6 protein-coding genes are annotated in these 12623 nt (G+C 59.4%); all 6 read left to right on the forward strand.

Features of this window, described 5'->3' with window-relative positions; translation table 11 throughout:
- Positions 1-208 precede the first annotated feature (208 nt).
- The gene (gene pulA, locus ACR0P8_RS02950; protein WP_432623507.1) at positions 209-5503 is read left to right on the forward strand and encodes a type I pullulanase; all 5295 of its coding nucleotides are present in this window, start codon (positions 209-211) and stop codon (positions 5501-5503) included.
- 126 nt (positions 5504-5629) lie between these two features.
- Positions 5630-7291, forward strand: coding sequence for a CTP synthase (locus ACR0P8_RS02955; protein WP_026645852.1), 1662 nt, complete (start codon positions 5630-5632; stop codon positions 7289-7291).
- A gap of 249 nt (positions 7292-7540) precedes the next feature.
- A complete protein-coding gene (locus ACR0P8_RS02960) occupies positions 7541-9130 on the forward strand; it encodes a L,D-transpeptidase family protein (RefSeq protein ID WP_432623510.1) in 1590 nt (529 codons plus the stop codon).
- 140 nt (positions 9131-9270) lie between these two features.
- Positions 9271-10791, forward strand: a complete 1521-nt coding sequence (gene sufB, locus ACR0P8_RS02965; protein WP_432623512.1) for a Fe-S cluster assembly protein SufB — start codon at positions 9271-9273, stop codon at positions 10789-10791.
- A gap of 5 nt (positions 10792-10796) precedes the next feature.
- Complete coding sequence (gene sufD, locus ACR0P8_RS02970; protein ID WP_432623514.1) at positions 10797-12020, forward strand: Fe-S cluster assembly protein SufD; 1224 nt, start codon at positions 10797-10799, stop codon at positions 12018-12020.
- An 18-nt stretch (positions 12021-12038) separates the two neighbouring features.
- Positions 12039-12623: Fe-S cluster assembly ATPase SufC (gene sufC / locus ACR0P8_RS02975; RefSeq protein WP_432623516.1), on the forward strand; the 585-nt coding region annotated here is incomplete at its 3' end.

Consider the following 12623-nt stretch of genomic DNA (forward strand, 5'->3'; position numbering starts at 1 on the left):
CTTGTTTCAATGGGTCACGCTGTTTCATTGCCATACGCAGGAATCGTCATACAGTATATGCTGATTTAGAGTGTAAACGTATGCATATTCATCGTCGAGTATATTCTGAATTATCCGCGTGGATGCGGAGGACCATGGCGCATACGTTGCCGGTCGCGGCACCTGCCATGGGCGCTTGAACCGGTCTCATAGATGAGAACGGAGAACGATGGTCGTTCAGACAAACCATCCATTAGGCCGTGTGGTGGCAATGGGCATCACCGCGGCCATGGCGTGTGCTTCACTGGTCGCGGCGCCGATTGTGGCTCAGGCGCAATCCAAAACGCAAGCCAATCAACAAAAAGACGTCCAGGTGATTGCGTTCCAGCAGACGTGGAACACTATCGCCAAGGAATGCACCAACACCTATGGTCCGGAAGGTGTGGCCTATGTGGAGGTCTCGCCTCCGCAGGAATCCATCCAGGGCACGCAGTGGTGGACCAGCTACCAGCCCGTGAGCTATAAGCTCGACTCCAAGCTGGGCACGGAAGCCGAATTCAAGAACATGGTCCAGCAGTGTTCCGCGGCAGGTGTGGGCATCATCGCCGACGTGGTGCTCAACCAGACCACCGGCGCTGACGTGGCCGCCGGGGACCAAAAGGGCGTGGCCGGCAGCGACTACAACGGCTCCACCGGCAGCTACCCGGGCTTCGCCACCAAGCAGTACCCGGAGGGCATCACCGCCGCCGACTTCCACAAATGCGATAGGAACATCTCCGACTACACCAACCAGCAGGAAGTGCAGGAATGCCGCCTGAGCTCCATGTGGGACTTCAACTCTGAAAGCGAGAAGGTGCAGGACATCCAGTCCGACTACCTCGCCAAGCTGTGGAATCTGGGCGTGCGCGGCTTCCGTATGGATGCCGTCAAACACATCCACACCGATAGCATGAAGGCCATCAAGGAGAAGTTCGCCAAGAAGGTCGGCCAGAACGCCAACGATATCTATTGGATCCAGGAAGTCATCGGCAACTCCTCCGAAGCGGCCGGCATCCAGCCGAGCAACTACGTGCAGAACGGCACCGTGACCGAATTCGGCTTCAAGTCCGAAATGAACCAGGCCTTCAAGGACAAGATCGCTAACCTCAAGGGCTTGGGCGACCGCCTGAGCAAGGATCTTTCCTCCGAGGACGCCAACGTGTTCGTCACCAACTGGGACACCGCACGCAACCAAGGTGCGCTGACCTATAAGGACGGCGCCAAGTACCAGCTGGCCAACGCCTTCATGCTGGCCTACGACTACGGTACCCCGCGTCTGCTGTCCGATTACAAATGGGATGTCGACGACAATGGCGCTCCCGGTGCGACCGCGGCCTCCGTGCCCGACGTGGATATGGACAAGGTCTGCTCCACCAACGATTCCGATTGGAACTGCGAGCAGCGTTGGACCTCCACCCGTGGCATGATCGCTTTCCGCAACTACGTCAACGGCACCAAGGTCTCCGACTGGCAGGACGATGGCGGCGACAACATCGCCTTCTCCCGTGGAGACAAGGGCTTCATCGCCATCAACAACGGCAAGAAGGACAAGGACGCCTCCTACACGACCTCCCTTGCGGACGGTGAGTACTGCAACGTGTATGCCGCCATGGACTGCTCCAAGACCGTGACCGTCAAGGGCGGCAAGGTCGAAACCACCGTCCCGGCACACTCCGCCATCGCCCTGTATGCCGGCGCGACCAAGGCCTCCCATCCGGCGGCCTCCGCCGCCACCGATCCGTCCGATCCCGACGTGAGTCAGGAGGAAGACGACGTCCTGCCCGACGACAGGAGCGTCACCATCTACTACAAGCCTTCGAACTCCGAGTGGAAGACCCCGAAGGTCCATTACGGTCTCGGCGATGACTGGAGCCAGTCGGAAGCCGATATGACAGTCGACGCGCAGGGCTATTACACCGCCACCATCGACACCAAGGGCAAGAAAATCGACTTCGTGTTCCATGACAAAGACACCGACCAGTGGGAGAACCCGAAGGGCGGCGGCAACTACCACGCCAACGTCGGCATCACCCATGTGGGTGTGGTCGATCAGACCGCCACCGTGGGCAACCCCGAATCCATCGGAGGCAGGACCCGCCTCGTCGTGCATTACAAGCCCTCCGATGCCTCGGACAACCGCGGCGTGTATGTGTGGGGCACCGATGTGAATGGCGGCAATATGGACGCCGAGCATCACGCCTTCACCGGTACTGACTGCTGGGGCAAGATCGCCGTGCTCGATTTCAACGGCAAGTACGACAAGTTCGGATTCCTCATCACCACCAGCGATTGGGACAAGTACGGCGCCGACCGCAGCGCCACGGTGAGCGCCGACGGCACCGCCGAGGTGTGGATCGACGGAACCAAGTACCCAGACCAAGGCGAGTCAACCACTGTCGAGACCCTTGATTCGGCTCCGTCCGATTACGAGTGCAAGGCCAACACCGTCAAGGTGAAGGTCCACTACAACCGCGACGACGGTCTGTACTACAACGCCGAGGACACCAGCACCACCGTCCCGCAGTGGGACATCTGGACCTGGGCCTCCAACTGGAACGGTGGCGCCGCCACTTTCACCGCCCATGACGATTGGGGTGAGGTAGCGGAGTACTCCTTCACCAATTACACCTACTACAACAGCGACGGTTCCTCCGACATCGGCATGCTTCGCCGTTACGGCAAGGATGCCTGGAAGGCCAAGGATCCGGACGACGCCGATCACAAGATCCCATCCGACGCGCTCGTGTTCGATGCCGACGGCAACGCCTCCGCCGAAGTGTGGCTAATCAGCGGCGATACCACGGTGTACTCTGCCCGTCCGTCCCTCGGTGCCTCTATGAAGTCCGCCGAGATCTCCGGCACCGATCAGCTGTCCGCCAAGCTTTCCAAGAAGGTCTCCGCGGACGATCTGAAGGACAAGGTCACCGTCACGGATGCCGACGGCAAGACGGTCGACATCAAGGCCATCAAGACCGACGGGACCAAGGTGATCATCACCACCGACAAGGATCTCGACGTGCGCGGCAAGTACACCGTCGAAGTCAAGGGCTTCGGCTCCCAGGACGCCATCGCCGGCGCGGTGGTCCGCACCGACGCCTTCGACAAGAAGTACGCCTACAGCGGCGAGGATCTGGGTGCCACCTTCACGAAGAGGCAGACCGGCTTCAAGGTGTGGGCGCCGACCGCCACCAAGGTCGAGCTCGTCATCTACAAGTCCGATGATCCGAACGCCGACGTCGACCAGACCATCGCCATGACCAGCAAGGACAGGGGCGTGTGGAGCGCCACGGTGAAGAAGCTCGCCTCCGGCACCACGTACTCCTACAGGCTCACCTTCGCCGACGGCACGGTGAACACCTCGGCCGATCCGTACGCCACCGCGGCGGTTGCCAACGGCGAACGCTCCGTGGTACTTTCCAAGAAGGCCATGGGCAAGGCGGGCAAGCGCATGCCGGCCTTCGGCAAGACCACCGACGCCTCCATCGCCGAGATGAACATCCGCGACTTCTCCATCAACCCGTCCTCCGGCATCTCCGCCGACAAGCGGGGCAAGTACCTGGGCGTGGTCGAATCCGGTACGAAGACCGCCAAGGGCGCGACCTCCGGTCTCGACTACCTGAAGAAGCTGGGCGTCACCCACGTGCAGATTATGCCGATGTACGACTACGGTTCCGTCAACGAGACCGGAGACCTGAGCTACAAGGCCGACGGCGCGCAGAACTGGGGCTACGACCCGGAGAACTACAACGTGCCGGAAGGCTCGTACTCCTCCAATCCGTCCAACCCGAGCTCCCGCGTCACCGAAATGAAGCAGATGGTCAAGGGCCTGCACAAGAACAACATCCGCGTCATCATGGATGTGGTGTACAACCACGTCTACAATGCCGCGAACCACTCGTTCAACAAGACTGTCCCGGGCTACTACTTCCGCTATGACGACAACGGCTCGCTGGTCAACAACTCCGGTTGCGGCAACGACACCGCCTCCGAGCGTGCGATGATGCGCAAGTACATCGTGGACTCGGTGACCTACTGGGCGAAGAACTACAACATCGACGGCTTCCGATTCGACCTCATGGGTCTGATCGACACCGAGACGATGAAGGAGGTCCGCGCGGCTCTCGACAAGATCGACCCGTCCATCATCGTGCTCGGCGAAGGCTGGGACATGAACTCCACGATGGACAAGAGCGAGATGACCATCCAGCCGAACGCCTACCAGGTCGCTTCGGACGGTACGAACAACGGCATCGCGTTCTTCAACGACTCGATCCGCGACGGTCTCAAGGGCTCCGTGTTCTCCGACACCGACACCGGCTTCGTGTCCGGCAAGGCCAATCAGGAGAGCCTCATCGCCCACAACGTGCTCGGCTGCCAGTACGACGCCGACGCGGAGACGACCTGCTGGAACGGCAACGCGCAAGACCACTACGCGGACGCCGGTCAGGTGGTGAACTACGCCGAGATCCACGACAACATGACCCTGTACGACAAGCTCAGGAAGTCCGTGCCCACGGATGACGAGGCCACCACCGAGGCGCGCGCCAGGCTCGCCGATTCCGTGGTCTACCTGTCCGAAGGCATCCCGGCCATCCAGCTGGGCCAGGAGTTCCTGCGCACCAAGGGCGGCAACGGCAACAGCTACAACGCCGGTGACGAAGTGAACGCCATTGACTGGGATCGCACCACGCAGTACTCCGACTCCGTCGACTACGTCAGGGGCCTGATCAAGCTGCGCAACAGGATCGCGGCCCTCCGCCAGGCCGACTACAACGACATCAACGCCAGCGTGACCATGCTGCAGTCCGCCAACGGTGTCGTGGCCTACCAGGCGAAAGACTCCAGCGGCACCTACGTGGTGATCTTCAACGCCAACGGCGAAGCGGCCTCCATCGATGGCGTCGAAGCCGGCAAGTACGAGGTGCTTGCCGCTGACGGCACCGTCTACGGCGATGACGACGTCAAAAGCGTCACTGTCCGCAAGGGCTCCGCATATACCGCGGGCGCACTATCCGCCACCGTGCTCAAGGTCGCTTCCGCCGATGACGTCGTTCCCGTGATCAGCGGTGTGAACGAGTCGACGACCATCGCCGTCGGCTCCAAGTTCGACCCGATGGCGGGCGTCTCCGCCACCGATGACATCGACGGCGATCTGACTGACAAGATCAAGGTCGAGGGCACCGTGGACGCCAACAAGGTCGGTGATTACAAGCTGGTCTACTCCGTGACCAACTCCCGCGGCAAGACCACGGCCTTCACCCGCACGGTGCACGTTCAGAAGCAGGCCGTCACCCCGGCTGTCGATAAGGACAACGGCAATGCCGATGGCAAGATCGACAACAAAAAGGAAGACGCGGAAAAAGGCGCGGCGCAGAGCCCGGCAACAGGCTCCAACGTCGCAGGAATCGCTTTGGCCGTAATGGCGCTCGCCGTCGTTGCGGGCGTGCTGATCGTTCTCCGCAGGAAGGAGGCCGGCAACCGATAGAATCACAATCGTCTGACTGTATCTCCTGAATTCCTGAAAGACGGGACCGTGTGACAATGCGGCCCCGTCTTTTTCGTAGCACGACGGAACACGCCGCGTCTTGCGCCGCTGATAGACTGAAGTTCCATGGTTAGAAGACAACATGGCAATTCTCAAGAACACGTCACCAAGCATATTTTCGTCACTGGCGGCGTTGTCTCCTCTCTCGGCAAAGGCCTGACCGCCTCCTCTCTCGGCCGCCTGCTCCGTAGTCGCGGCATTAGGGTTTTGCAGCAGAAGCTCGACCCGTACATCAATGTGGATCCGGGTACGATGAACCCCTTCCAGCACGGTGAGGTCTATGTCACCGAGGACGGCGCCGAAACCGATCTCGACATCGGCCACTACGAGCGTTTCCTCGACGTCTACCTGAGCCAGAAGGCCAACGTCACCACCGGCCAGATCTATCAGGAAGTGCTACGCAAGGAGCGCGCCGGCGAATACCTCGGTCAGTGCGTGCAGGTCATCCCGCACATCACCAACGAGATCAAGTCCCGTATGCGCGCCCAGGCATCTGATGACGTCGACGTGATCATCACCGAAATCGGTGGAACTGTCGGCGACATCGAATCCCAGCCGTTCCTGGAGGCCGCACGCGAGGTCCGCCGTGATCTGGGTGCCGAGAACTGCATGTTCGTGCATGTCTCTCTCGTGCCGTACATCGCCGCCGCCCATGAGCTCAAGACCAAGCCGACTCAGCATTCCGTCATGATGCTGCGCCAGCTCGGCATCTCTCCGGACGCGCTTGTCCTGCGTTCCGACCGTCCGCTGAACCAGTCCATCAAGGACAAGATCTCCCTGATGTGCGACGTGGATTCCGAAGGCGTGGTCAACTGCGTGGACGCTCCGAGCATCTACGACGTGCCGAAGATCCTGTTCAACGAGGGACTCGACGCTTATGTGGTCCGCGAACTCGGACTGCCGTTCCATGATGTCGATTGGGACGAGTGGGAGGACCTGCTGGAGCGCGTGCATCACCCGAAGCACGAGGTCAACGTGGCCATCGTCGGCAAGTACATCGACCTGCCGGACGCTTACCTGTCCGTCACCGAGGCCATCAAGGCCGGCGGATTCGCCAACTGGGCCAAGGTCAACGTCAAGTGGGTGGCTGCCGACAAGTGCGCGACTGAGGAAGGTGCTGCCGCCGCGCTCGATCAGGTTGACGGCATCGTGATTCCTGGCGGCTTCGGCATCCGTGGCATCGATGGCAAGATCGGCGCGTTGCGTTACGCTCGCGAGAACAAGCTACCGGCCCTCGGTCTGTGCCTTGGCCTGCAGTCCATGGTCATCGAATACGCGCGTGACGTGCTTGGTATCACGGACGCGAATTCCTCCGAATTCGATCCGGATTGCGCCAATCCGGTCATCGCCACCATGGAGGAGCAGAAGGACATCGTCGCCGGCAAGGGCGACATGGGACACACCATGCGTCTCGGCTCCTATCCGGCGGAATTGGAGGAAGGCTCCATCGTCGCCGAACTGTACGGCACCACGCACGTCACCGAACGCCATCGTCACCGTTATGAGGTGAACGTGGCCTATAAGGATCGTCTGCGCGAGGGCGGGCTGGTCATCTCAGGCCAAAGCCCTGACGGTGAGCTCACCGAATTCGTCGAGCTGCCTCGCGAGGTCCATCCGTTCTATGTGGCCACTCAGGCGCATCCGGAATTCAAGTCTCGTCCGACCAAGCCGCATCCGCTGTTCGCGGGTCTGGTCAAAGCCGCTCTGGATCACCAGCAGGCGCGCTGAATCGATGGGTGAGTGAATCGGATGATGGTCCGATTCGACGTTGCATGGCCATGTATTCCGAGGAATTCATGGCCATGTTGCATAATGGGTATTTGTTTGGGGGTCGTGAGTCCCTCCAAGGAATGACGATGGAAAACCCACGGAGAGGTTTGTTTGAGATTGGCTGATATGAACGTTCCAGATGATGATTGGCAGAAAATCGTCTTTCCTGAGACGGATACGTCTTCGGGGCCTGTTCCGAATTCCGATATGGGACTCCATATCGCGCAGGTCGCCGACCCTGTCGATGATGGAGGGAAGTCGATGTTTGCCAAGAAGGGGCATGGCCTGCTGTGGTTGTGGATCGTTCTGGCGGTGCTTGTGCTGCTTGGCGCCGTCGCGGGTGGTGGTTATTGGTTTTTCCAGTCCCACGCATTGCCGGGGGTGAAGTTGTGGGGGCATTCCATGACGGGCAAGACGCAGCAGCAGGTCGCCGACAAGATTGCCGACGAGACCGATTCCATCACCATTCCAATCTCATATAACGGGACCACGAAGAAGGTCAGTCTGAAAGACCTTGGATTGTCCGTCGATTCGAAGGCAGTGGCCCGGGAAGTGTTTAATGCCAAAAGAGACGATTCGCCCATTGGCAGATACATGTTCTGGAATCACAGTAATGTGACTTCCAAGGCGTTCGCCTCCCAGAAGGCCGATGCCCATGCCGTGGGCAATCTGTTTGGAGTCGAGTCGTCTTCGGCGGCTGATGCCGGATTGAAACTCAACGATGCCGGTGACGCATTCGATGTGGTTCCAAGCCAGGAAGGTGTTGGAATCGATGTTTCCGGAGTGGTCGAGGAAGCCGAGAAGGTCGTCGAGTCCCTTGGTAAGGTGTCGCCGTCCACGGTGAAGGTCGAATACCGGCAGACGGAGCCCAGCATCACCGATGACGAGGCACAAACGGCCAAGACCGCCGCGGATGCGTTGATCGCGAACCCGGTCGCCATCAAGATTGACAATCATGAGGTGGCCTCGTTCGATGCCGCGTCAATCGCATCCTCCATGAGCGTCTCCGCGGATGACGGAGCCGAGTTGCCGGACGGGCAATTCCGTAAAGGCGTACTGGTGTTCGACGGTTCCAAGCTTCAGCAGTACTATGACGAATCCATCAAGCCGAATTTCCATGCCGACCGTGTCGACGGCGACGTGATCGTCAACAGTGTTGGCGATGTGTTGCAAACCAACAAGGAGGGTCATGATGGCGTGACCGTCGCCGATGGAGGCGACGCCAACGTCGGCGTGGATGCCGCTAAGGCGTTGGCCGATGGCGGGAATTCCGTCTCTATCCAGGGTACCTGCGATCCTCAGAATCCGAAGAAGACCACGCGCACCGTTGTCGTCAGCCTCTCGCAACATACCGTCACGGCCATCGAAAACGGTCGGACCCTGCGTGTCATGCACATGTCCGCAGGCCAGGGCAACGACTATCAGACCGGCCAATGCCAGCCCAGCGGTGATCTGTGCACGCCGACGCATTGCGATGCGAACGCATATGACAATTGCACCCCTGATGGTGATTTCAAGGTCTGGCTCAAATACCAATCGCAGGACATGAGCGGCAATCTCACCCTTTCCAACGGTCAGAAGGAGAACTGGGATGTCAAGGGTGTCGGTTTTGTGAATTACTTCTCCAAGACGGGATGCGCGATTCATCGGATCGCCACGCAAAGCGCGTACAACGATTCGGACATCCAGGCTTTGGGGCAGAACACCTCCCATGGATGCGTGGGCATCGGCTGGGATCAGGCGGAGTGGTTCTACAACTGGTGCCTGATGGGCACCACGGTGCATGTCCAGGCCTGACGGAATGACTGACTTATGGGGGCGGGGAACCGACGTGTGGGTTCCCCGCCCTCTTTCCGATGTGTTAGATGAATCACTGCCGAATTTCGAATAAGGCCTAGTGTTTCACCATGTGTTCTGTTAGTTTGTCATAGGTACCAATGAGTGAATGGAGGCAGCGTACGGTGGCAGAGAACCAAGCGTCCAACGCCGCGGCCGACGTGGAGATGAGCCAGTATGTGGCTGATCGCACGCGCGTGAACGAAGACAAAATCAAGCAGGATGATGAGATCATCGAGCAATTCGGTGACTATTCCTACGGCTGGCATGATACGGATTTCGCCGGTGAGGCGGCGAAGAAAGGCATCGACGAGAACGTCGTGCGTGCCATTTCGGCCGATAAGCATGAACCGGAATGGATGCTGGAAAAACGATTGGAAGGGTATCGTGATTTCATCAACCGTCCGATGCCACAGTGGGGCGTCGATCTGAAGGATTTTGACGCCGACGATTTCAAGTACTACGTCAAGCCGATTGACAAGCAGGCCACCACATGGGAGGAGCTGCCTGACGAGATTCGTTCCACCTACGACAAGCTCGGCATTCCGGAGGCTGAGAAGAGCAGGTTGGTCTCCGGTGTCGCCGCGCAATACGAATCCGAGGTCATCTACAATTCGATTCAAAAGGATCTCGAGGAGCAGGGCGTTATCTTCGTCGACACCGATACCGCCGTGCAGAAGTATCCGGACCTCGTGAGGAAGTATTTCGGCAAGTGCATTCCGAGCAATGACAACAAGTTCTCGGCATTGAACACCGCCGCATGGTCGGGAGGATCCTTCGTATACGTGCCGAAGGGCGTGCACGTGGACATTCCGCTGCAGGCCTATTTCCGCATCAACACGCCGAATATGGGACAGTTCGAACGTACGCTGATCATCGCGGACGAAGGGTCCTACGTGCATTATGTGGAAGGCTGCACCGCGCCGATCTACTCCACTGACTCCCTGCACTCCGGTGTGGTGGAGATCTTCGTGGAACCGCATGCCCGCGTGCGTTACACCACCGTGCAGAACTGGTCGAACAACGTCTACAATCTGGTGACGCAGCGTGCCTATGTGCGTGAGGGCGGCACCATGGAATGGGTCGACGGCAACATCGGTTCGAAGGCCACCATGAAGTATCCGGCGTGCATACTCGCGGAGCCGTACGCCAAGGCCAGCACCATGTCCTTGGGCTTCGCAGGCAAGGGGCAGTACCAGGACACGGGCGCGAAGATGATTCATCTCGCTCCGCACACCAGCTCCACTATTGTGGCCAAGTCGATTTCCCGCGGTGGCGGACGTTCCGCATACCGAGGACTCGTCAAAATCGTCAAAGGGGCTGAGGGCTCATCGAATTCGACGGTTTGTGACGCGTTGCTTGTCGACGAGTTCAGCCGCTCCGATACGTATCCGCATGTGGATGTGCGCGAGGACGACGTCTCCATGGCGCATGAGGCCACCGTCTCCAAGGTTTCCGAAGACCAGCTGTTCTATCTGATGAGCCGTGGTCTGTCCGAGGAAGAGGCCATGGGCATGATCGTGCGAGGCTTCGTCGAACCAATCAGCCGTGAGCTGCCGATGGAATACGCGCTCGAATTGAACCGTTTGGTGGAATTGCAGATGGAAGGATCGGTGGGCTGATCACCATGGCACAGACTCAGGAAATCAATATCCCCGTTGCGGATCCGTCCGATCCGTACGCGAATCCGGCGGCCATGCCATCGTCCGCGGATCGCGCGCCCCGCTCCTTCGACGTGAACGCGTTCGCCAAGCCGAATCGCAGGCAGGAGGATTGGCGGTACACTCCAGTGGAACGCATCGAGGAGTTCTTCGATGTGTTCGAACCATCCGGTGAGACGCAGGTAACCGTTTCCATGATTGATGGTTCGCCTCTTACCGATGGCGTCAGCTATGTCGAAGGCAAAGTGGGGGATGCCGGCACAGGCATCGTCTCCAAGCCGAACGATCGTGCGTCCGTCATTGAATGGAATGCGGGCCGGCGGGCCGGCATTCTGCGTATCGATGGCGAGATTGGCCAGCCGGTGCTTGTCAAGGTGCGTGGCGCGGGCATGGATCTTGACGCGTTTCACCTGTCGATCATCGCTTCGGATCGCGCCCATGCCGACGTGGTCGTGGAACATGATGGAGATGCCCGCCTCTCGGAGGGCGTGGAAATCGAAACCGGTAAGGATTCGCATGTCTCCACCACCTTCATCCAGGAATGGGGCAAGACGTCCAAGCATGTCGGCAATCAGCGTATCCACGTTGGGGAGGGGGCTTCCCTGCGTCACTCGGTGGTGACGCTTGGCGGCGATGTGGTCCGCATCCGCATGGATCAGGACTTCGGCGGCGAGCAGGGAGAGCTCAACATGCTCGGCATCTACTTCGTCGATCCGGGCGAGCATATCGAGCATCGCACTATGGTGGTGCACAATCATCCCGAATGCAAGAGCCGTGTGGTCTACAAGGGCGCGCTCGACGGCAAGGGCGCGCATTCCGCATGGGTCGGCAACGCGTTGATCGAGCCGACGGCTCCAGGCACCGATTCCTATGAACTCAACCGCAATCTGGTGCTCACTCCGGGCGCTATCGCCGATTCCGAACCGAATCTGGAGATCGAAAACGGCAACATCGTCGGTGCCGGGCATGCGTCCTCCGTTGGACGGTTCGATGATGAGGAGCTGTTTTATCTCGAATCGCGCGGTATTCCGGAGACTGAGGCCCGCAAGCTCGTGGTGCGTGGATTCTTCGGCGAACTCGTCGAGGAAATCGGCATTCCGGCGATTGCCGAACATCTTATGGCCGTCATCGACAAACGCCTGGCACGCGGCGAGAACGACGCGATCGCGCAGGTATTGGAAGAGAAATAAACGTCAGGAGCAAATACCATGTCAACCCTTGAAATCAAAGACCTATACGCGCATGTCGAAACCAAGGACGGCATCAAGCCGATCCTCAAAGGCGTGAACCTGACCGTGAACTCCAATGAGACCCATGCCATCATGGGACCCAACGGCTCCGGCAAATCCACCTTGGCGTATACGTTGGCCGGGCACCCCAAGTACATCGTCGATTCCGGCCAGGTGCTGCTCGACGGTGAGGACATCCTCAAGATGACTCCGGACGAGCGTGCCAAGGCGGGCATCTTCCTGGCCATGCAGTATCCGGTCGAAGTTCCCGGCGTGTCCATGACCAACTTCCTTCGTACGGCCAAGACCGAAGTGGACGGCAAGGCTCCATCCATCCGTACTTGGGCCAAGGAGCTGTCCGAAGCCATGAAACGTCTCAAGATGGATCCGAAGTTCGCCACCCGTTCCGTGAACGAGGGATTCTCCGGCGGCGAGAAGAAGCGCGCCGAGGTTTTGCAGCTGGAGCTGCTCAAGCCGAAGTTCGCCATTCTCGACGAGACTGACTCCGGCCTTGACGTCGACGCATTGCGCATCGTCTCCGAAGGCGTGAACCGCGCCAAGGAA

The organism is Bifidobacterium sp., assembly GCF_050874245.1.
GTDB lineage: Bacteria > Actinomycetota > Actinomycetes > Actinomycetales > Bifidobacteriaceae > Bifidobacterium.

What these genes read in the sequence shown, in the direction of transcription:
- sufD (WP_432623514.1), top strand. Translation starts at nt 10,797, where the DNA reads ATGGCACAGACTCAGGAAATCAATATCCCCGTTGCGGATCCGTCCGAT.
- sufB (WP_432623512.1), top strand. Translation starts at nt 9,271, where the DNA reads ATGAGTGAATGGAGGCAGCGTACGGTGGCAGAGAACCAAGCGTCCAAC.
- ACR0P8_RS02960 (WP_432623510.1), top strand. Translation starts at nt 7,541, where the DNA reads ATGGGACTCCATATCGCGCAGGTCGCCGACCCTGTCGATGATGGAGGG.
- pulA (WP_432623507.1), top strand. Translation starts at nt 209, where the DNA reads ATGGTCGTTCAGACAAACCATCCATTAGGCCGTGTGGTGGCAATGGGC.
- ACR0P8_RS02955 (WP_026645852.1), top strand. Translation starts at nt 5,630, where the DNA reads ATGGTTAGAAGACAACATGGCAATTCTCAAGAACACGTCACCAAGCAT.